Origin of the sequence: Enterobacter sp. RHBSTW-00994, from assembly GCF_013782625.1 — a bacterium.
Lineage (GTDB): Bacteria > Pseudomonadota > Gammaproteobacteria > Enterobacterales > Enterobacteriaceae > Enterobacter.
In genome coordinates this window covers 1,753,781-1,773,686 of sequence record NZ_CP056199.1, presented here as the reverse complement: position 1 = coordinate 1,773,686, position 19,906 = coordinate 1,753,781, and the positions used below count along the sequence as shown (strand labels likewise).

General features: G+C 50.7%; 21 protein-coding genes. 13 read left to right on the top strand and 8 right to left on the bottom strand.

Going from position 1 to position 19,906, the window contains the following annotated elements; all coding sequences use genetic code 11:
- Window position 1 precedes the first annotated feature (1 nt).
- Window positions 2-427 (top strand): flagella biosynthesis chaperone FlgN, encoded by a 426-nt coding sequence (gene flgN / locus HV346_RS08355; RefSeq protein WP_181623048.1) that lies wholly within the window; start codon window positions 2-4, stop codon window positions 425-427.
- Window positions 428-486: 59 nt separating this feature from the next.
- Here the strand turns inward: flgN and murJ are convergent, their stop codons facing one another.
- The 4 genes from murJ to rimJ form a co-directional block, all read right to left on the bottom strand.
- Window positions 487-2,022, bottom strand: coding sequence for a murein biosynthesis integral membrane protein MurJ (murJ, locus tag HV346_RS08350; protein WP_181623047.1), 1,536 nt, complete (start codon window positions 2,020-2,022; stop codon window positions 487-489).
- A gap of 110 nt (window positions 2,023-2,132) precedes the next feature.
- Complete coding sequence (locus tag HV346_RS08345; RefSeq protein ID WP_181623046.1) at window positions 2,133-3,056, bottom strand: Gfo/Idh/MocA family oxidoreductase; 924 nt, start codon at window positions 3,054-3,056, stop codon at window positions 2,133-2,135.
- 2 nt (window positions 3,057-3,058) lie between these two features.
- Window positions 3,059-3,712: a YceH family protein gene (locus HV346_RS08340; protein WP_181623045.1), complete on the bottom strand. Its 654-nt coding sequence runs from the start codon at window positions 3,710-3,712 to the stop codon at window positions 3,059-3,061.
- A gap of 9 nt (window positions 3,713-3,721) precedes the next feature.
- A complete protein-coding gene (gene rimJ, locus HV346_RS08335) occupies window positions 3,722-4,306 on the bottom strand; it encodes a ribosomal protein S5-alanine N-acetyltransferase (protein ID WP_181623044.1) in 585 nt (194 codons plus the stop codon).
- A 236-nt stretch (window positions 4,307-4,542) separates the two neighbouring features.
- Between rimJ and mdtH the strand changes: the two genes are divergently transcribed.
- The 9 genes from mdtH to HV346_RS08290 all read left to right on the top strand — a co-directional run bounded on the left by mdtH (window position 4,543) and on the right by HV346_RS08290 (window position 11,242).
- The gene (gene mdtH, locus HV346_RS08330; RefSeq protein WP_181623043.1) at window positions 4,543-5,751 is read left to right on the top strand and encodes a multidrug efflux MFS transporter MdtH; all 1,209 of its coding nucleotides are present in this window, start codon (window positions 4,543-4,545) and stop codon (window positions 5,749-5,751) included.
- Window positions 5,752-5,865: 114 nt separating this feature from the next.
- Window positions 5,866-6,426, top strand: coding sequence for a lipoprotein (locus tag HV346_RS08325; protein WP_181623042.1), 561 nt, complete (start codon window positions 5,866-5,868; stop codon window positions 6,424-6,426).
- A 129-nt stretch (window positions 6,427-6,555) separates the two neighbouring features.
- Window positions 6,556-7,602 carry a dihydroorotase gene (gene pyrC, locus HV346_RS08320; RefSeq protein ID WP_181623041.1) on the top strand — a complete coding sequence of 349 codons (1,047 nt, stop codon included), beginning with the start codon at window positions 6,556-6,558 and terminating at the stop codon, window positions 7,600-7,602.
- 74 nt (window positions 7,603-7,676) lie between these two features.
- Window positions 7,677-7,922, top strand: a complete 246-nt coding sequence (gene dinI / locus HV346_RS08315; RefSeq protein WP_181623040.1) for a DNA damage-inducible protein I — start codon at window positions 7,677-7,679, stop codon at window positions 7,920-7,922.
- Between the two features lie 271 nt (window positions 7,923-8,193).
- Window positions 8,194-8,448: a biofilm formation regulator BssS gene (gene bssS / locus HV346_RS08310; RefSeq protein WP_166716960.1), complete on the top strand. Its 255-nt coding sequence runs from the start codon at window positions 8,194-8,196 to the stop codon at window positions 8,446-8,448.
- Window positions 8,449-8,564: 116 nt separating this feature from the next.
- A complete protein-coding gene (gene solA / locus HV346_RS08305) occupies window positions 8,565-9,683 on the top strand; it encodes an N-methyl-L-tryptophan oxidase (protein WP_181623039.1) in 1,119 nt (372 codons plus the stop codon).
- Between the two features lie 58 nt (window positions 9,684-9,741).
- On the top strand, window positions 9,742-9,855 hold the full coding sequence (locus HV346_RS08300; protein ID WP_181623038.1) for a DUF2770 family protein: 114 nt from the start codon (window positions 9,742-9,744) through the stop codon (window positions 9,853-9,855).
- A gap of 240 nt (window positions 9,856-10,095) precedes the next feature.
- Window positions 10,096-10,662, top strand: a complete 567-nt coding sequence (locus HV346_RS08295) for a cytochrome b (RefSeq protein ID WP_181623037.1) — start codon at window positions 10,096-10,098, stop codon at window positions 10,660-10,662.
- 1 nt (window position 10,663) lies between these two features.
- Window positions 10,664-11,242, top strand: coding sequence for a YceI family protein (locus HV346_RS08290; RefSeq protein ID WP_181623036.1), 579 nt, complete (start codon window positions 10,664-10,666; stop codon window positions 11,240-11,242).
- Window positions 11,243-11,283: 41 nt separating this feature from the next.
- Here the strand turns inward: HV346_RS08290 and HV346_RS08285 are convergent, their stop codons facing one another.
- Window positions 11,284-12,333, bottom strand: a complete 1,050-nt coding sequence (locus HV346_RS08285) for a rhodanese-related sulfurtransferase (RefSeq protein ID WP_181623035.1) — start codon at window positions 12,331-12,333, stop codon at window positions 11,284-11,286.
- A 221-nt stretch (window positions 12,334-12,554) separates the two neighbouring features.
- Here HV346_RS08285 and HV346_RS08280 point away from each other — a divergent pair, with 221 nt between their 5' ends.
- The 3 genes from HV346_RS08280 (at window position 12,555) to HV346_RS08270 (ending at window position 15,346) form a co-directional block, all read left to right on the top strand.
- Window positions 12,555-13,481 carry a Kdo(2)-lipid IV(A) acyltransferase gene (locus HV346_RS08280; RefSeq protein ID WP_181623034.1) on the top strand — a complete coding sequence of 309 codons (927 nt, stop codon included), beginning with the start codon at window positions 12,555-12,557 and terminating at the stop codon, window positions 13,479-13,481.
- Between the two features lie 141 nt (window positions 13,482-13,622).
- A complete protein-coding gene (mdtG, locus tag HV346_RS08275; RefSeq protein WP_181623033.1) occupies window positions 13,623-14,873 on the top strand; it encodes a multidrug efflux MFS transporter MdtG in 1,251 nt (416 codons plus the stop codon).
- Between the two features lie 98 nt (window positions 14,874-14,971).
- The gene (locus tag HV346_RS08270; RefSeq protein ID WP_181623032.1) at window positions 14,972-15,346 is read left to right on the top strand and encodes a MysB family protein; all 375 of its coding nucleotides are present in this window, start codon (window positions 14,972-14,974) and stop codon (window positions 15,344-15,346) included.
- Between the two features lie 7 nt (window positions 15,347-15,353).
- Here the strand turns inward: HV346_RS08270 and HV346_RS08265 are convergent, their stop codons facing one another.
- The 3 genes from HV346_RS08265 to mdoG form a co-directional block, all read right to left on the bottom strand.
- Complete coding sequence (locus HV346_RS08265; protein WP_181623031.1) at window positions 15,354-15,581, bottom strand: YceK/YidQ family lipoprotein; 228 nt, start codon at window positions 15,579-15,581, stop codon at window positions 15,354-15,356.
- Between the two features lie 61 nt (window positions 15,582-15,642).
- The gene (gene mdoH, locus HV346_RS08260; protein ID WP_181623030.1) at window positions 15,643-18,171 is read right to left on the bottom strand and encodes a glucans biosynthesis glucosyltransferase MdoH; all 2,529 of its coding nucleotides are present in this window, start codon (window positions 18,169-18,171) and stop codon (window positions 15,643-15,645) included.
- Window positions 18,164-19,699, bottom strand: a complete 1,536-nt coding sequence (gene mdoG / locus HV346_RS08255) for a glucans biosynthesis protein MdoG (protein WP_181623725.1) — start codon at window positions 19,697-19,699, stop codon at window positions 18,164-18,166. Before mdoG ends, mdoH begins: the two co-directional genes overlap by 8 nt.
- Between the last annotated feature and the right edge of the window lie 207 nt (window positions 19,700-19,906).

Sequence of the window (19,906 nt, the reverse complement as noted above, 5' to 3'; positions counted from 1 at the left end):
TATGAGTCGACTGTCAGAAATACTGGATCAAATGACGGTTGTCCTGAACGACCTGAAAACTGTAATGGATGCAGAGCAGCAGCAATTGTCTGTCGGTCATATCAACGGCAGTGCTTTGCAACGCATTACGGAAGATAAAAGCTCACTTCTGGCGACGCTGGATTATCTGGAGCAGCAGCGACGTGCAGAACAAGATCCACGACGCAGTGCCAATGATGAGATTGTTGAACGCTGGCAGACTATTACAGAAAAAACCCAGCATCTTCGCGACCTTAACCAACATAACGGTTGGTTGCTGGAAGGACAGATAGTCCGTAATCAGCAGGCCCTTGAGGTGTTAAAGCCGCATCAGGAGCCAGGACTGTACGGTGCGGATGGTCAAACATCCAGCTCACGTTTGGCGGGCGGAAAAAAGATTTCGATTTGATCGCATAAGCGACAAGTTATGTTTTGGGGAGCACCTCTGGTGAACTCCCCTTTTGGCGTTTATGCCGTACGGCGGGCAAACTCTTTCACTTTAAAGCCCAGAACCGCAAGCGTTGCAAAGTAAGCAATGATCCCCACAATGACCACGGCCATCAGACGCATCAAGCGGTAAGGCATTGTTCCTGAAGACCATTCAGGCATCACGTACATCATCCCCAGCAGCGCGGCAGACATCACCAACACAGCAATTACCAGGCGAACCAGGAAACTCGTCCAGCCGGGTTGCGGTGTGAAAATATCTTGTTTACGCAGTTGCCAGTACAGCAGTGCCGCATTGAGACAGGCCGCCAGACCAATCGACAGAGACAGACCGGCATGCTTCAGGGGGCCAATAAATGCCAGGTTCATCACCTGAGTCATTATCAGCGTCACTATAGCGATCTTAACCGGTGTCTTAATGTTCTGACGTGAGTAGAAGCCCGGAGCCAACACCTTCACAACAATCAGCCCCATTAATCCTACGGAGTAGGCCACCAGCGCACGCTGGGTCATTGCCGCATCGAAGGCCGTAAATTTACCGTACTGGAACAGAGCAACGGTCAGTGGCTTTGCCAGAATGCCTAATGCGACTGCGCTTGGCAGTGCCAACAGGAAGCAAAGGCGTAAACCCCAGTCCATCAAACGACAATATTCATCATGATTGCCGCTCGCGAAACTTTTTGACAACGAAGGCAGCAGAATCGTCCCCAGCGCCACGCCTAATACCCCCGACGGAAACTCCATCAGACGGTCAGCGTAGTACATCCATGAAACCGAACCGGACACCAGGAAAGAGGCAAAAATAGTGTTGATGATAAGCGAGATCTGGCTGACAGAGACCCCCAGGATCGCCGGTCCCATCTGCTTGATCACACGCATTGCGCCTGCATCACGAAAATTAACGCGAGGCAGAACCAGCATTCCTATTTTTTTCAGATGCGGCAGTTGATACGCGAGCTGCAGTACGCCACCTACGGTCACCGCCCATGCCAGCGCCAGTACCGGCGGGTTGAAATGCGGTGCAGCAAAAAGGGCAAAGCCGATCATGCTGACATTCAAAAAGGTCGGCGCAAACGCCGGAACAGAGAAACGGTTCCAGGTATTGAGTATCGCCCCCACCAGCGAGGCCAGTGAGATCAACAGGATATAAGGAAACGTAATGCGCAGGAGCTGCGTGGTCAGTGTAAATTTATCTGCCGTATCAGCAAAGCCCGGCGCAGTGACCATAATGACCCAGGGGGCTGCCAGCATCCCGATAACCGTCACAACGGCCAGGGCCAGTGTCAGCAAGCCGGAGACATAGGACACAAATACGCGGGTAGCATCTTCGCCCTGCTTACTCTTATATTCCGCAAGAATCGGAACAAATGCCTGAGAAAATGCCCCTTCCGCAAAAATACGGCGTAGCAGATTGGGTAATTTAAACGCCACAAAAAAGGCATCCGTTGCCATGCCTGCGCCAAAAACCCTCGCCACAATCGCATCACGCGCAAAGCCGAGCACGCGAGAAAACATGGTCATCGAGCTGACTGCTGCCAGCGATTTTAATAAGTTCATTAACGTGAATTTCCACAACCACACGGCAAAACGCCTGCAATGCAGGCGTTGAAGAAGCGCTTAGTCTACCTGGATTTAAGCGAATTACTATCGACAGATGTTACAGCGGGTTATTCACTCATGGCGTCTCGCCAGAGCTTATCCACAATGCGCTGGGCTAAAATGGCTTGCTCACCCGATGTCTCAGGAACCGTCTGATTTTGCACACAAGAGATGAAATGACGAGCACACCCGGCAAAACCACGCTGTTCCAGCGTACTCTGCCAGCCAGGAACAGGAAGCGTTACCACGCCGTCGCCCTTCTCTTCCCGCCATTCACGCATATCGGTGATGTCGTACAGCCCACCCTCTGTAATGGCCTGAACCGATTCGCGCTGACTACCGGCGCGGCGGTGCATGCTGGTCGTGATCTGCAGGTGGTCATGTGCAAAATGGTGTTCAGCATAGACCATTTCGCCCTGCTCGTTAGTTACCAGCGTGCCACTTTTCAGTTGCGCATTACCGCCTGTTAGCCACAGAGCCGTATCGACAACGTGGAGATAATCATCCAGCAGGGTGAACCGCAAATCGTGCGGACCAATACTGTCGGTACGGTGTTTATCCATACGCAACGAGGCAAGATCACCTGGCTGCGCTTTCAGTTGCTGATAAAGCGGGGCAAAGCGGCGGTTGAAACCCACCATCAACGTCAGTTTTTTACGGGAAGCCAGCTCAATCAGGCGCTCTGCATCCTGAATATTTTCTGCCAGGGGCTTATCTACGCAGACGTGAACCCCGGCATTCAATAATTTGCTGACCACCTGGTAGTGTGTTGCCGTCGAGGTATGCACAAACACCGCATCACAATCACGGGCTAACGCCAGCATTGAGTTGGCATATGGCATCCGCCAGGTTTCGCAAATACGCTCCGCCTTCTCGCGCGTTGGCGACCAGGCTCCCTGTAGCGTCCAGTCCGTCGATGCACCTAATACGGGCAACCAGGCTTTCTGGGCAATACCCCCTAACCCAACAACGCCTACGCGTAATTTTGCCACCCTTAATCCCCCAAATGAGCCAGCAACGCATCCAGGCGCTGTTTTAGTCCGGCGACCTCATCTTCTAGCGCCTCAACACGCGCAAGCAAACTCTCATCAACGACAGATGACGCCGTTTCCGACGCGCTCACCGACGCGGCATCAACATCACCGCTAAACAGATGCATGTAGCGGCTTTCGCGTTTACCCGGTTCTCGCGCAAGGCGCACAACGTAAGGCCCATCATCACGGGCGGCGAGCCCTTCCAGCGTCTGCTCAACCTCTTGCATGTCACTGAATTCATGCATTCGGGACGCACGAGTCCGCAGCTCACCCGGCGTTTGCGCGCCGCGTAATAGTAAGGTCGTTATCACAGCCACTTCAGCCGGACTCAGCTTCAAATCGCCAAATTCGGAATTACAGAAGCGCTGTTCGTATTTAGTGACCCGGTTACCAAACCCGCTAACGGTGCGCAGATAATGACGTTTGACCAGCGCATCCAGAATGTCCTGCACATCATGCTCGCCCAGGTTCATTACTGGCTCTCGGTTGGTTTTCTGATTACAGGCCATCGTGACAGCATTAATGGAAAGCGGGTACTGTTCCGGCGTGGTAACCTGCTTTTCAAGCAGACAACCAATGACGCGCGCTTCAGCGGCGGTTAACTGATATTTCATCTTCACTCCTTAACGACCTGCGGTCCATTCTTTGGTGGTTAACGCCGTCAACACGTGATCCCGCCACTCACCATCAATCAGCAGATAATCTTTGGCATAACCTTCTTTTTCAAACCCCAGTCGCGCCAGCAAATTACCGCTGCGCTGATTATGCGGCATGTAATTCGCCATAATACGGTGGATATGCTGGGTACGTTGCATATAGCGAATCGTCGTCGTTAACGCTTCATACATCAGCCCTTGTCCTTGCCATTTCTGTCCAATGGAATAACCGAGGTAGCAAGCATGAAACGAGCCACGCACCACATTCGAAAAGTTGGCGATACCGATAATCTCTTTTTCTTCAGGATCTAACAGAGCAAAATAAAACGCTGTCCCCTGCTTGTGAAACTCGGTGATCATGCCAAGACGCGCCTGCCAGCCTGATGGATAACAATGACTCTCATCCCGAACCGGTTCCCAGGGCTTTAAAAACTGACGATTCTCAGCGTAATAATCCGCCAGCCGCCAGGCATCACGCTCATGCACCAGACGAACAACCAGCCTGTCTGTCGTCAGACGCACTTTTGGCACATTGCTGCGATAGCCAAACATCGATACCACTCCTTCCCGTGACTTCTGCTCACCCTAATAGCTTTACTATACCTGCGCGTTCGCTTTCTGTGAAAACAGTGACATACCATTTTGCGTACTTTTCATCTTTTTCGATGAGAACTCTCTATCAAAGCACCCTTTTGATAAAAAAATATTGTCGCTGGTTGGGTGGGAAAACAGGCGGCAACACCGCAGAATATTAGCGTGCTCACCATCTTCTTTTCCCTGGAGGGGAAATGTCCCGCGTATCGCAGGCCCGTAATCTGGGTAAATATTTCCTGTTAGTTGATAACATGCTGGTCGTGCTCGGCTTTTTTGTCGTTTTTCCCCTCATTTCTATTCGCTTTGTGGATCAAATGGGCTGGGCGGCATTAATGGTCGGCATCGCGCTCGGCTTACGTCAGTTTGTTCAACAAGGGCTGGGCGTCTTTGGCGGGGCTATTGCCGACCGGTTTGGCGCAAAGCCGATGATTGTCACGGGGATGCTGTTACGTGCGGCCGGATTCGCCACTATGGCGATTGCGCATGAACCCTGGCTACTGTGGTTTTCCTGCTTTCTCTCCGGTATTGGCGGCACACTGTTTGATCCTCCACGCACCGCGCTGGTGGTAAAACTGATTCGACCACAACAGCGTGGCCGGTTCTTCTCCCTCCTGATGATGCAGGATAGCGCGGGTGCAGTGATTGGTGCACTGCTGGGAAGTTGGTTGTTGCAGTATGACTTCCGGTTAGTCTGTGCGACGGGTGCGATACTGTTTATTCTGTGTGCGGGCTTTAATGCCTGGCTCCTGCCGGCATGGAAACTTTCTACCGTTAAAGCGCCCGTGCGTGAAGGTCTTGGCCGCGTGCTGCGTGACAAACGCTTTGTCACCTATGTATTAACGTTGACGGGTTACTACATGCTGGCCGTCCAGGTCATGCTGATGTTGCCCATCATGGTTAACGATGTTGCCGGTTCTCCGGCGGCCGTTAAGTGGATGTATGCCATTGAGGCCAGTCTGTCACTGACGCTGCTCTACCCGATTGCACGCTGGAGCGAAAAGCGATTCCGGCTTGAACATCGTCTGATGGCTGGGCTATTGCTGATGACATTAAGCATGATGCCTATTGGCCTGGTGAATTCGTTACAGCAACTTTTCATGCTGATTTGTACCTTCTACATCGGTTCTATTATCGCCGAACCGGCCCGTGAAACGCTCAGCGCCGGTCTTGCGGATGCCCGGGCACGCGGCAGCTATATGGGATTCAGCCGTCTGGGGCTCGCTTTTGGTGGCGCATTGGGTTATGCCGGTGGCGGCTGGTTGTTTGATGCAGGTAAAGCAATGAATCAGCCTGAACTGCCGTGGATGATGCTCGGCGTTGTAGGCTTTATGACCCTTTTCGCATTGTGGTGGCAGTTCAGCCCAAAACGCAGTGCCCGCAGTATGCTCGAACCCGGCGCATGACAAACGGATGGGCGGTATCCTTGCGTTATCAGTTTTTTCTGCTGGTTTGTGCTGTATCAGCCTGACATACTGACGCGTCAGGACAGATGCGCCGATATCATGTTGAGGAACCCCATGAACAAGATCGTCATTGCCGCGGCGTTGATCGTCAGCGGCCTGCTGGTAGGTTGTAACCAGCTTACGCAATATACCGTCAGTGAGCAGGAAATTAATCAGGCGCTGGAAAAACACAATAACTTCGCCAAAGACATCGGCGTGCCGGGTGTCGCTGATGCCCATATCGAACTCACCAATCTCGCCAGCCAGATCGGACGCGAGGAACCCAACAAAGTGACCCTCTCCGGCGATGCCAGCCTGGATATGAATTCGTTGTTTGGTAGCCAAAAAGCGAATATCAAACTGAAACTTAAAGCGCTGCCGGTCTTTAATAAAGAGAAAGGGGCTATCTATCTTCAGGAGATGGAAGTGGTGGATGCAGACGTCTCGCCAGACAAGATGAAGCCCGTATTGCAGACCCTGATGCCTTATCTGAACCAGTCATTGCGTAATTATTTTAATCAGCAACCTGCGTATGTCCTGAGTGAGGACAAGAGCAAAGGTGAATCACTGGCGAAAAAATATGCGAAAGGGATAGAGGTGAAACCGGGTGAAATCATTATTCCCTTCACCGATTAACCTTACGGGCGCAAATGCGCCCTTTTTTTTTGCGGAAACGTGTGCAAACGAAAACGTTTCCGCATATGATTTGTGTCCGGCAAAAACAGCCATCCTAGTGACTGATTCCTGACAAGCCGGAGCACATCCATGACTGCACAACCCCAGGTTCTTAAAATCCGCCGCCCTGACGACTGGCATATCCATCTGCGTGATGGCGATATGCTAAAAACCGTCGTGCCTTATACCAGCGAAATTTATGGCCGCGCGATTGTTATGCCTAACCTGGTTCCGCCTGTCACCACCGTCGATGCCGCTATCGCTTATCGCCAGCGAATTCTTGCTGCCGTTCCGGCTGGACATGACTTCACCCCGTTAATGACCTGTTATCTGACGGACACACTCGACCCAAATGAAGTCGAGCGCGGGTTCAATGAAGGTGTGTTTACGGCAGCCAAACTCTATCCTGCCAATGCGACCACCAACTCCAGCCACGGTGTCACCAGTATCGATGCCATTATGCCAGTGCTGGAAAGAATGCAAAAATTGGGCATGCCGCTGTTGGTGCATGGTGAAGTCACTCATGCCGATATCGACATCTTCGACAGAGAAGCCCGCTTCATTGAAACAGTGATGGAACCTTTGCGTCAGCGTCTTCCTGGTCTGAGGGTGGTGTTTGAGCACATCACAACAAAAGATGCCGCTGATTATGTGCGTGAAGGTAATGAGCTTATTGCCGCAACGATTACACCTCAGCATCTGATGTTTAACCGTAACCATATGCTGGTAGGCGGCGTGCGTCCGCATCTGTACTGCCTGCCGATCCTCAAGCGAAATATCCATCAGCAGGCATTGCGTGAGCTGGTTGCCAGTGGTTTCACGCGCGCTTTCCTCGGGACTGACTCTGCGCCTCATGCCCGCCATCGTAAAGAAGCCAGTTGTGGTTGTGCTGGCTGTTTCAATGCCCCGACGGCCCTCGCCAGCTACGCGACCGTGTTTGAAGAAATGGGCGCGTTGCAGCATTTCGAAGCCTTCTGCTCGCTTAATGGCCCACGTTTTTATGACCTGCCTGTCAATGACACCTTTATTGAACTTGAGCGCAAAACAAGCCAGGTTGAGGAATCTATAGCCCTGACGGATGATACGCTGATCCCGTTCCTGGCGGGTGAAACCGTACACTGGACGATAAAGCGCTAAAAAATGAACGCCCCTGGTTGTAAAGCTTAGAACTTACCTGTATAAATAAACAGTATATTACACAGGGGGCATTTATGCGTATTGAAGTCACTATTGCCAAAACAACCATCCTGCCAGCTGGTGCGATCGATGCACTGGCTGGTGAGTTATCCCGCCGTATTCACAGCTCGTTTCCAGAAAATGAAGGTTCCGTAACAGTTCGTTATGCTGCCGCGAACAATTTGTCCGTCATCGGTGGCGCGCGAGAAGATAAAGATCGCATCAGCGAGATCCTGCAGGAAACGTGGGAAAGTGCTGACGACTGGTTCATTACTGATTAAAACTTGCTCCCTCATTGTGTTTTTTGCCGGGTCGCCCCGGCTTTTTTTCGTCTTAATCCATTACGTTCAAATTAATTGGCCATCTTCTTTAAAAAACGTGAAGCAGATGGTGATTTATTGTTCGAACAATCCTAAAAAACAGAAAAATGTGTTGCCAGCTATTTATTTTTCCAGGCATAACCCTTATTTATTGATATACTGAAGTTGCTTCAGAAAAACATGCATTGAACCTCAAAGTCGTTGTCTTCTAACACGTATTACGGGGGTTATAATGGAAAAGAATAGTGAAGTCATCCAGACCCACCCGCTTGTTGGCTGGGATATCAGTACCGTAGATAGCTACGATGCTTTGATGCTGCGTTTGCACTACCAGACCCCGAATCAACCAAACCGTGAAGAAGCGGAAATTGGACAGACGCTGTGGCTAACCACAGACGTTGCCCGTCAGTTTATTTCTATTTTGGAAGCAGGTATTGCAAAAATAGAATCTGGCGACTATCAGGAAAATGAGTATAAACGGCATTAATCTTATGCCCACTTTTCACTCAACAGGCACCCATGCGGTGCCTTATTTATTTCTCCCTTGTATAAGCCTGTGATGTTAATTACTCTGCTAATCAAAGTGCTGATTAAGAGATCCTCATGAAATACGACCTGATCATTATTGGTAGCGGCTCCGTTGGTTCTGCCGCAGGTTATTACGCGACGCAAGCTGGCCTCAAGGTTCTGATGATTGATTCGCACCTCCCTCCGCATTCGGAAGGAAGCCATCATGGTGATACCCGCCTTATTCGCCACGCCTACGGCGAAGGAGAGCGTTATGTACCGCTGGTATTACGTGCTCAGACACTTTGGGATGAGCTCGCGAAACAGACAGAAGAACGCATTTTTGACCGCACAGGCATTATCAATCTTGGTCCCGCTCACTCTGCATTTCTGACCACCGTCGAGCAAAGTGCTCGCGAATTTAACCTGGATGTTGAACGTCTTGACGCGACGGCCATTACGAAACGCTGGCCAGAAATTCAGGTTCCCGATGATTACATTGGGTTATTTGAAGCTAATTCTGGCGTGCTGCATTGCGAAACAGCCATCAAAAACTGGATTGATCTGGCGGCTAAAGCAGGCTGCGCGCAACTGTTCAATTGCCCGGTCAATGCAATTGAACATCTCGCCGATGGTGTCATAGTGACAACACCGGAGGGCGAATATTCAGCATCCCGACTGCTGATCAGTGCGGGAACCTGGGTGACAAAACTGTTGCCTGATCTGCCCGTTCAACCGGTCCGCAAAGTCTTCTCATGGTTCCAGGCCGATGGTCGTTACAGCACCCAGAATCATTTCCCGGCATTCACTGGTGAGCTCCCGAACGGTGACCAGTTCTACGGTTTTCCCTCTGAGAAAGATGCGCTTAAAATTGGCAAACATAATGGTGGACAACCCATCACATCACCAGAGGACCGTAAGCCATTCGGTACGTACCCGCAAGATGGCTCAGAAGCCTTCACATTCTTGCGTAATGTGCTGCCGGGAATCGGTGGATTACTCTATGGGGCAGCCTGTACCTATGACAATACGCCGGATGAAGACTTCATCATCGATACCTTACCAGGCCACAGCAACACCCTGCTGATCACTGGGCTCAGTGGTCATGGTTTTAAATTTGCATCTGTCCTTGGCGAAATTGCCGCGCAATTTGCGCAGGGTATGACCCCGCAATTTGATCTGACGCCCTTCGCGTTATCCCGTTTTGACCGATAATACAATGCGGGTTCCGGACATCCGGAACCTGTTCTTTAACTCTGACTAGCTGATACCTATGCGCAAACTCTTTGGTTACCTCATCAATAATATACGCGAACATTTAATGCTCTATATATTGTTGTGGTCACTACTGGCAATCATTGATTTTATTTACATTGTATTTTATTGAAAAGAAAGGCTGACAATTATTGACGATATTATATATTTCTTTAATATTTAAAATCGTTGACCAACCTCATCCCTGCAAGCCTACTCACCGTATTGCACGAATCCTTTGAATTACATTTCACGATCACTTTCAAAACACCTGAAATAAATAAAATAAAAAACGTTATCTATATATTTCAGTTGCAATTACTTTTTTTACCCGTCATTTTTACCTCTCAGTTTATTAAGAATGGTAAACCTCATGCAATTTCGTAATTCTCCTCAACGCTACGGAATAATATCCATGTTTTTGCACTGGATATTCGCCATTGCTGTCTATGCCATGTTCGGAATTGGGCTTTGGATGGTGACGTTGAGTTATTATGACGGCTGGTATCACCAGGCTCCCGAATTGCATAAAAGCATTGGTGTACTATTGATGATGGGTCTGGTGATCCGCGTCGTCTGGCGGCGCATCTCCCCACCACCACCTGCACCCAAACACCATACTCGCCTTACTCGCCTCAGTGCGACAACAGCCCATATTGCGCTCTACGCCCTGCTCTTTGCCATTCTGATTAGCGGCTACCTCATCTCAACGGCTGACGGCAAGCCCATTAGTGTATTCGGGATTTTCGAGATTCCCGCCACACTGGCTGATGCCGGATCTCAGGCTGACACCGCTGGCACTCTGCATCTGTGGCTGGCGTGGAGCATCGTGATCCTGTCTGTCCTCCATGGGCTTGCCGCACTCAAACACCATTTTATCGATAAAGACGATACGCTAAAGCGCATGCTGGGCCGTTCGTCAGTTGACTCTGGAGCATAAAATGAAAAAACACCTGCTGGGTATCGCATTAGGTTCACTGTTATTTACTGCCGGTTCTGCTATTGCCGCTGACTATAAAATTGATAAAGAAGGTCAGCATGCCTTTGTCAATTTCCGTATTCAGCATCTGGGATATAGCTGGCTGTATGGTACGTTTAAAGATTTCGATGGGACATTTAGCTTTGACGATAAAAACCCGGCATCGGATAAAGTGAACGTAACCATTAATACTAACAGTGTGGATACCAATCACGCAGAGCGTGATAAACATTTACGCAGTGCCGAATTCCTGAATGTATCCAAATTCCCGCAGGCGACATTTACCTCAAGCGAGGTGAAAAAGGATGGAGACAAGCTGGATATTACCGGTAATCTGACGCTCAATGGTGTAACGAAACCGATCACGTTGGATGCAAAATTAATCGGTCAGGGGGATGATCCGTGGGGCGGCAAACGCGCAGGCTTCGAAGCAACCGGTAAAATTCGCCTGAAGGACTTTAACATCACCACCGATTTAGGCCCGGCGTCTCAGGATGTTGATCTGATTATTTCCGTAGAGGGTGTACAGCAGAAATCCTGATATATAAGCCCGGAGAGCAGAGGCTCCGCCGGGCTTTATCTTTACTCAGGGTCTGGAATACCCAGTTTGGTATTCAGTTGACCGCGAGATTTATTGAAAATTTTATTCCCGTTTTCGCGTCCTGCACGGCGACGGCGCTGCTCTTCTTCAGGCAGTACACTCTCTTCGCTACACAGCTCACTACAGCAGCCATGATACTTTTCAGCACAGGCCGGGCACTGGATAAACAACAGGTGACAACCGTCATTTTTACAGTTCGTGTGCGTGTCACATGGCGTACCACATTGATGACAGTGAGCAATCACGTCATCTGAAATACGCTCGCCCATACGCTCATCAAACACAAAGTTTTTACCGATAAAACGTACCGGTAATCCCTGCTCACGGGCACGACGGGCATATTCAATAATCCCGCCTTCTATGTGCCACACTTTGTTAAATCCATTGTGTTTCATCCACGCACTGGCTTTTTCACAACGGATCCCGCCCGTGCAGTACATAATGATTTTTTTATCTTTATGTTCCTGCATCATTTCAACGGCTTTAGGCAGTTGTTCGCGGAAGGTGTCTGCCGGGATTTCCATGGCATTTTCAAAATGCCCGACTTCGTATTCGTAGTGGTTGCGCATATCAATGAAAACGGCATCGGGATCGTCCAGCATCGCATTCACTTCAGCCGCTTTGAGATATTCACCCACATCTGCTGCATTGAACGCTGGATCCTCAATACCATCTGCCACAATGCGCTCACGCACTTTCATGCGCAGCACCCAAAATGATTTACCGTCATCATCGAGCGCAACATTGAGGCGCAAATCTTTCAATGCAGGATCGAAGGCATAGAGAAAGTCACGAAATGCATCCACATGACTTTCTGGCAAACTGATCTGTGCGTTAATGCCCTCACGGGCCAGATAGACTCGTCCAAATACATTCAGTTCAGTAAAAGCCTGATACAGGGCATCACGTGTCGTCTGTGGATCATTGATCGTAAAATATTTGTAGAATGAGATGGTTGTACGCGGTTCGGTTTCAGCCAACATACGCGCTTTTAACATCTCATTCGAAATGCGGTTGTGTAACACTGGCATGGTGTACAAGTCCTGCAATCGTTAAGAGAAAGAAAATCGGGCCGCATCATATAGCAAACAATGACAATTTACATCCACACATTTTGCGCTACATTTCATGCAACCTGGCTATTCAGTTATAACATTCGTGTTATTAGCACGCATTGTGATGCCGGAGATTTTGGCTAAGCCTTAAAAAATGAGACAATAAGGCCATCAGGACGTAAGAAAACAGGACAGACATGACCCAGTTACCAAAATTTACTGCCACCCTTTTACACCCCCGCTATTGGTTGACCTGGCTTGGCATTGGCTTTTTGTGGCTTATTGTACAACTTCCCTACCCGGTGATTTTCCGCCTGGGTAAAAGTCTGGGTCACCTTGCTCAAATAATCATGAAACGGCGCGCCAAAATTGCGCACCGCAATCTTGAACTCTGCTTTCCTCAGATGAGCGAATCAGAACGACAGAACATGGTGGCGAAGAATTTCGAGTCTGTCGGCATGGGTCTGATGGAGACGGGCATGGCCTGGTTTTGGTCCGACAAGCGCATGGCTCGCTGGATGGAGGTTGCCGGAACCGGCATGGATCCAGTACATACCCTCCAGGCGAATAAAACAGGTGTACTGCTGATTGGCGTGCATTTTCTTACCCTGGAAATAGGGGCCAGAATGTTCGGTATGCAAGCCCCCGGCATTGGTGTTTACCGCCCCAATGACAACCCTGTGATTGATTTATTGCAAACCTGGGGACGTATGCGCTCCAACAAAAGCATGATCGACCGTAAGGATCTTAAAGGCATGATCCGCGCCCTGAAATCAGGCGAAGTTATCTGGTATGCCCCCGATCATGATTACGGCCCACAGGCCAGCGTCTTTGTTCCGTTTTTCGCGGTCCCCGATGCGGCTACCACAACCGGGACATGGATGCTGGCCCGCATGTCGAAAGCCAGCATTGTCCCCTTTGTTCCACGGCGTAAACCAGATGGCTCAGGCTATCAATTAATCATGCTGGAACCGGAAAACTCACCACCTTTGGATGATGCAGAAACCACGGCAGCCTGGATGAATGGCATTATCGAGAAGTGCATTATGATGGCTCCGGAGCAGTATATGTGGCTACATCGTCGCTTCAAAACCCGCCCAGAAGGCGTTCCCTCCCGGTACTGATCCCCCTGCGGCCCTCGTGGCCGCATGTTGTTTTAGCATTAAAAGCCCCCCGACGTTGCAGCAATCATAACCCAGGCGCATAATTAGCAGGCTTATTACCTCTACTTTCATGGTGCTCAGCACCTCGCAATGCGGATTGTTATGCCACCCAATGATGCCCCCATAAACTGGAAACGTAACCTTGCGGTTGCCTGGCTCGGCTGCTTTCTCACTGGTGCAGCGTTTAGTCTGGTCATGCCTTTCCTCCCGCTCTATGTCGAACAACTTGGTGTCACTGGCCACAGTGCGCTCAACATGTGGTCGGGGCTGGTTTTCAGCATCACCTTCCTGTTTTCAGCTATTGCCTCTCCTTTCTGGGGTGGCCTCGCTGACCGTAAGGGACGCAAAATCATGCTGCTGCGTTCAGCACTCGGCATGTCCATGATTATGGTGTTAATGGGATTTGCACAAAACGTCTGGCAATTCTTAGTGTTGCGGGCATTACTTGGCCTGTTAGGCGGTTTTGTCCCCAATGCTAACGCCCTGATTGCCACACAAATTCCTCGTCATAAAAGTGGCTGGGCGCTAGGGACTCTGTCTACGGGAGCGGTGAGCGGCGCTCTGTTAGGGCCACTGGCAGGCGGTTTACTGGCAGATAACTACGGCTTGCGTCCCGTCTTTTTCATCACAGCCAGCGTGCTCTTCGCCTGTTTTATTGTGACATTGCTGTGTATCCGTGAGAATTTTACCCCTGTACCGAAAAAAGAGATGCTCCATGCGCGTGATGTATTGGCCTCGCTGAAAAATCCCAAACTTGTGCTGAGCCTTTTTGTTACCACAATGATTATTCAGGTCGCGACCGGTTCCATCGCCCCCATTCTGACGCTGTATGTTCGCGATCTTGCCGGTAATGTCAGCAATATTGCCTTTATCAGCGGACTTATAGCCTCAGTTCCTGGCGTCGCCGCGCTGCTCAGTGCACCCCGGCTGGGTAAACTCGGAGACCGAATTGGTCCGGAAAAAATCCTGATTTGTGCCCTGGTGATCTCCGTCTTATTGCTTATCCCTATGTCGATGGTGCAATCGCCATGGCAGCTCGGCGTGCTCCGTTTTCTCCTGGGAGCTGCGGATGGGGCACTGTTACCTGCCGTTCAGACATTGTTGGTTTACAACTCCACCAATCAGATCGCAGGTCGTATATTCAGCTATAACCAGTCATTTCGCGACATTGGCAATGTTACCGGACCGCTTGTCGGGGCGGGTATTTCTGCTACTTTTGGTTTCCGCGCCGTCTTTATCGTGACGGCGGGTGTCGTGTTGTTCAACGCCCTTTATTCATGGATTAGCTTATCCAGAGCATTGCGGCCTTCATCCACTGAAAAGACAGCGCAAAATAACCCAGCACACAATTAAGCCAAACGCGTGATGCTTATTTGCGTCTTCATACTTGCAAAATCGGAGAATCAGCTATTCTTTCCCTGAATACCATCTCGAAAAACAGGGAGACACCGATGACCATGTACGCCACGCTGGAAGAAGCTATTGATGCCGCTCGTGAAGAATTCCTTGCCGACAACCCTGGTATTGAGGAAGAAGATGCTGACGTGCAGCAACTCAATATTCAAAAATATGTGCTGCAGGACGGCGATATTATGTGGCAAGCCGAGTTCTACGCGGAAGAAGGTGAAGAAGGCGATTGTTTGCCAATATTGAGCGGTGAAGGTGCTCAGGCAGTCTTCGACGGTGATTATGATGAAATCGAGCTACGACAGGAGTGGCTCGAAGAGAATACCCTGCATGAATGGGATGAAGGAGAGTTCCAGCTTGAACCTCCTCTGGATACCGAAGAGGGACAAACCGCGGCGGATGAATGGGACGAGCGTTAAGCGACGTTTATTCGTACGGACCGTGCTGGGCATCGATGGGTAACAACAACGTGTCGAACACCAATGAAAACGGTAAGTCGAGTACAGTCAGGTAGCGCCATGCCGAATCGCGGACATCCCACTTAACGCCTGGGTAATATTGATTTCCGTGGCCTTGCCCTGGGATAGTGCGACTGATTATGCTGCCGCACCCCGTCAGTAAACACGCCATCAGCATGACGATGAGTATTCTCATGTGAAAACCTCGTGAAAAAAATACCGGCCAGATGGCCGGTATTTTTATGTTGTTGCTCGGCTTATTTCGACTTCAGCGCCAACGGATTGAGCTTAAGTGCCTCGTAGTAGCTTACCCAGGACGAATATTTCTCAGGGGCTGACCACACCCGGTAGTGCAGACGAGACATCGTCACTGGATCGCTCAACAGGACCAGACGACGGTCACGATTGAGTTTTTCAGGTGTCTCATTCAGCGCTTGCTCAACATGACGATCACGGGCAATTTCCAGCACCTTGCTCGCACGGTGACGAGCTGTTGCCATGGCGGTTGCGAGGGCATTAAACGATGGGTGGAATACCGCGTGGAGGAAACCATCATCCAGCGAGCGCGCACGGTTGAGTGCCAGATACTTATCGGTATCCACCAGCACCTGTGGCGGAGAATACTCTTCCGGGATCAGGAACAGCTTCCAGCGTTTGGTACGCAAACCCATTGTAGACCGACTGGAGATCACCGACACAAATGGCGACAAGATCAGGGAGAAGACAATCGGGGCTAGCCAGAACAAGAAGCGCAGATCCAGCCAGGCCATACCCACTGCCCACACCAGCCCCAGCAATAACTGGGAACCATGACGCATAAAAGCTTCACTCCATGGAGTGGAGTCGTCGTCACGCTGTGGAGAGTTCCACACCACTTCCCAGCCCAGGAATGCACTCACCACAAATACGGTATGGAACAACATACGGACAGGCGCAAGCAGCACAGAGAACAGCACTTCAAGCAGCAATGAAAGCGTCACGCGGCAGAAGCCACCATACTCTTTCGAGCCTTTGCACCAGATCAAGATGATACTGAGCAGTTTAGGCAAGAACAGTAGCACCATCGTTGACGCAAACAGCGCGATCGCCAGTTCCGGACGCCACTGTGGCCACACCGGGAACAACTGACGTGGTTGCAGGAAATACTGCGGTTCCGTCAGAGCATGAACCACCTGCAAGGCGGTAGAAAGCGCGAGGAACATAAACCACAATGGCGCTGAAAGGTATGACATCACCCCTGTCAGGAACACGGCACGGTGAACCGGGTGCATTCCTTTTACGAGGAACAGACGGAAGTTCATCAGGTTTCCGTGACACCAGCGGCGGTCACGCTTGAGTTCATCCAGCAAGTTCGGTGGCAGTTCTTCATACGAGCCGGGCAAGTCATAGGCAATCCAGACGCCCCAGCCTGCACGACGCATCAACGCTGCTTCCACGAAGTCGTGCGACAGGATCGAACCTGCAAACGACCCTTCACCGGGCAGTGGCGCAAGCGCACAGTGCTCAATGAACGGTTTCACGCGGATAATCGCGTTGTGCCCCCAGTAGTGCGATTCACCCAGTTGCCAGAAATGCAAGCCTGCAGTGAACAACGGTCCGTATACACGCGTTGCAAACTGCTGGCAACGTGCATAGAGCGTGTCCATACCGGATGCTTTAGGCGACGACTGAATAATACCCGCATTCGGGTTGGCTTCCATCAGACGAACCAGGCCGGTCAGGCACTCGCCTGTCATCACTGAGTCAGCATCCAGCACGACCATGTAGCTATACTGATTGCCCCAGCGACGGCAGAAGTCATCAATGTTGCCGCTCTTACGCTTCACACGACGACGGCGACGACGGTAGAAAATCTGCCCTTCGCCCTGCACTTCGGCAATCAGTTCCATCCAGGCTTTTTGCTCAGCAACGCAAATGTCTGGATTGTAGCTGTCGCTCAGAATGTAAACGTCGAAATGCTCGGCGTTACCGGTCGCCTTAACGGACTCCCAGGTCGCACGTAACCCCGCGAATACGCGATCCACATCTTCATTACAGATAGGCATAATCAGCGCGGTTCGGTGTTCAGGGTTGAGAGGTTCGTCCCCCACCGTCGACGCCGAAATACTGTACTTATCCCGCCCCATCAGCAATTGCAGGAAGCCCATGAGTGCCGTCCAGAAGCCAGCCGATACCCAACAGAACAGGACAGCGAACAACAACAGGATGCCGCTTTGCAATATATACGGCAGCAACTGCATAAAGGAGACCCACAGATCCTGACCTGTCATATCAGCAGGGTTGATCAGCGCCCAGCCTTGATAAGGCAGAATGGTCTTCATGTACCAGGTTGCAACGACCGTTTGTGCAAGGGTCAATACCAGCAAGGTATAGCGGCGAATTGTGCCAACGGTTCGCCATTTCTGCTCAGACGCCTGCTGCTCTTTTGTCAGTCTGGACAAATAACGCGGCGCCACTTCACGCCCACGCAAACGATCCCAGAAACGCCCAACCGGGTTGGTACGCCACGGATCTGGAAACATTGATGACCGCGTTGCTTTAGGCATCGCCTGAAGCTGATCACGGCCTTCATCATCTTTGATCAGTTGCCCTTCCGCCAACGAGTCTGGCCACGCTTGCTCCAGACGCGCTTTTACTGACCCGAGCGGAGTATCATCATCACGCGTAAACTGATGATGTTCACCATCCAACGCGGTGTGTACCGCGAGGATGTTGCTCTTAGGCAGTGCCGCTTTTTCGGTATCGGTCAGCGGCATGGCATCAATATATTCAGTTGTATTATTCATTGGCAGGTAGCTGATAGCTCCAGGTTTCACTCAGCGGCTGATCGTCGCTGACCAGCGCAGCGCGCATTTCAGTGGTCTGTTTCGGATCTTTCACTTTCACGCGCAGGGTTAAACGCCACCCTTTCGTCACCGGGTTATAGCGTACGGTGTTCTCAACAATTTCACCGTTATCGCCAATGCTGGTTTGGGCAGTCACGGCTGTATCAGGAGCCAGTTTTTTCATGTCCTGACCTGCAAAATCCACCACAAACGCAAGCGTGCCATCAGGCTGACGGATAAGATTTGACTGTTTCACGTCGCCTGTAGAACGACGCGTTTGCATGACATAGGCATTGTCCGGCGCATGCAGTTTGTCTTCGTCGCGGCTAAAGGTGATGGTGTATTTGAAATTCATCTCTTTACCCGCATCAGGAAGCTGATCCGGCGTCCAGTAAGCCACGATGTTGTCATTGGTTTCATCGTTTGTTGGAATTTCAACCAGTTCGACCTTCCCTTTGCCCCAGTCACCTTTCGGCGTGACCCATGCACTTGGGCGAAGGTCGTAACGATCGTCCAGGTCTTCAAAGCGGGAGAATTGACGGCCACGCTGCAACAGACCGAACCCTTGTGGGTTTTCCATTGCAAAGCTGCTTACTGCCAGATGTTTCGGGTTGTTCAGTGGACGCCAAATCCACTCGCCGTTGCCAGCATGGATGGACAGGCCGTTTGAGTCATGCAGTTCAGGACGGAAGTTGGTCGCCGGTGACGGCTGGTTCGGCCCAAACAGGAACATACTGGTTAATGGCGCAACGCCAAGTTTGCCCACTTTGTCTCGCAGGTAAACTTTCGACTGCACGTCTACGACCGTATCGCGACCAGGCATAATGACAAAGCGGTAAGCCCCTGTCGCACGCGGTGAATCCAGCAGTGCATAAATCGTCAGACGTTTATCCGCAGGTTTTGGACGTTCAATCCAGAATTCACGAAAACGCGGGAACTCTTCGCCAGACGGCAGTGCGGTATCAATGGCTAAGCCGCGCGCTGAAAGTCCGTACACCTGGCCTGCGCCAATCACACGGAAATAGCTTGCACCGAGCATGCTGACAATTTCGTCGTTCTTATCTTTGCTGTTGATCGGGTAAAGGACTTTAAAGCCCGCGAAACCAAGATCTTTAACCGTGTCTTTGTCGTGCTGCACATTGCCAAAATTGAAGTAATCCGGGCTGTACTTGATTTTACGCACTGCGTTTGCCGTCACTTCATTGATGGCCACGGGTGAGTCGAAGTACATGCCCTGATGATAAAATTCGAGCTTGAACGGGGTTTTTATATTGTTCCAGTACGCTTTGTCGTGATTGAACTGGATCTGTTGATAGTCCGCGTATTTCATGTCGCGGAAAACGGAGGGCAGGTTACTTTTCGGCGCTTCATAGCTCTTGCCGGCCATCGATTTTGCCTGTTTTGCGACATCGTCGATGTTAAAAGACCAGGCCGATGAGGTATACAGGGACAACACCACTGCCGCACCCAACCAACGCATTTTCATCATTTGTGGTTTATGTTTCATAATAAGTAAGCACTTCCCCCTTTGTGTGCTTATATCGATCCGATCCATTTTAATGGAAATCCAGGTAATCCGACAACAATATCGCCGCTTTGTTTAGCCGCTGGCTCATGGATTAAGCAAGTGATAGAACCCACTTTTCACTTTGCGTGCTTATCCTGGAGACAGGATATCGGTCTTGGTGTAGGGTTG

Bases quoted from the DNA above. Each gene is read 5' to 3' on its own strand.
- mdoG (WP_181623725.1), bottom strand. From the start codon at position 19,699: ATGATGAAAATGCGTTGGTTGGGTGCGGCAGTGGTGTTGTCCCTGTAT.
- mdoH (WP_181623030.1), bottom strand. From the start codon at position 18,171: ATGAATAATACAACTGAATATATTGATGCCATGCCGCTGACCGATACC.
- HV346_RS08340 (WP_181623045.1), bottom strand. From the start codon at position 3,712: ATGAAATATCAGTTAACCGCCGCTGAAGCGCGCGTCATTGGTTGTCTG.
- bssS (WP_166716960.1), top strand. From the start codon at position 8,194: ATGGAAAAGAATAGTGAAGTCATCCAGACCCACCCGCTTGTTGGCTGG.
- HV346_RS08295 (WP_181623037.1), top strand. From the start codon at position 10,096: ATGCAATTTCGTAATTCTCCTCAACGCTACGGAATAATATCCATGTTT.
- mdtG (WP_181623033.1), top strand. From the start codon at position 13,623: ATGCCACCCAATGATGCCCCCATAAACTGGAAACGTAACCTTGCGGTT.
- mdtH (WP_181623043.1), top strand. From the start codon at position 4,543: ATGTCCCGCGTATCGCAGGCCCGTAATCTGGGTAAATATTTCCTGTTA.
- flgN (WP_181623048.1), top strand. From the start codon at position 2: ATGAGTCGACTGTCAGAAATACTGGATCAAATGACGGTTGTCCTGAAC.
- solA (WP_181623039.1), top strand. From the start codon at position 8,565: ATGAAATACGACCTGATCATTATTGGTAGCGGCTCCGTTGGTTCTGCC.
- HV346_RS08265 (WP_181623031.1), bottom strand. From the start codon at position 15,581: ATGAGAATACTCATCGTCATGCTGATGGCGTGTTTACTGACGGGGTGC.
- HV346_RS08325 (WP_181623042.1), top strand. From the start codon at position 5,866: ATGAACAAGATCGTCATTGCCGCGGCGTTGATCGTCAGCGGCCTGCTG.
- murJ (WP_181623047.1), bottom strand. From the start codon at position 2,022: ATGAACTTATTAAAATCGCTGGCAGCAGTCAGCTCGATGACCATGTTT.
- HV346_RS08285 (WP_181623035.1), bottom strand. From the start codon at position 12,333: ATGCCAGTGTTACACAACCGCATTTCGAATGAGATGTTAAAAGCGCGT.
- HV346_RS08270 (WP_181623032.1), top strand. From the start codon at position 14,972: ATGACCATGTACGCCACGCTGGAAGAAGCTATTGATGCCGCTCGTGAA.
- dinI (WP_181623040.1), top strand. From the start codon at position 7,677: ATGCGTATTGAAGTCACTATTGCCAAAACAACCATCCTGCCAGCTGGT.
- HV346_RS08300 (WP_181623038.1), top strand. From the start codon at position 9,742: ATGCGCAAACTCTTTGGTTACCTCATCAATAATATACGCGAACATTTA.
- HV346_RS08280 (WP_181623034.1), top strand. From the start codon at position 12,555: ATGACCCAGTTACCAAAATTTACTGCCACCCTTTTACACCCCCGCTAT.
- pyrC (WP_181623041.1), top strand. From the start codon at position 6,556: ATGACTGCACAACCCCAGGTTCTTAAAATCCGCCGCCCTGACGACTGG.
- rimJ (WP_181623044.1), bottom strand. From the start codon at position 4,306: ATGTTTGGCTATCGCAGCAATGTGCCAAAAGTGCGTCTGACGACAGAC.
- HV346_RS08290 (WP_181623036.1), top strand. From the start codon at position 10,664: ATGAAAAAACACCTGCTGGGTATCGCATTAGGTTCACTGTTATTTACT.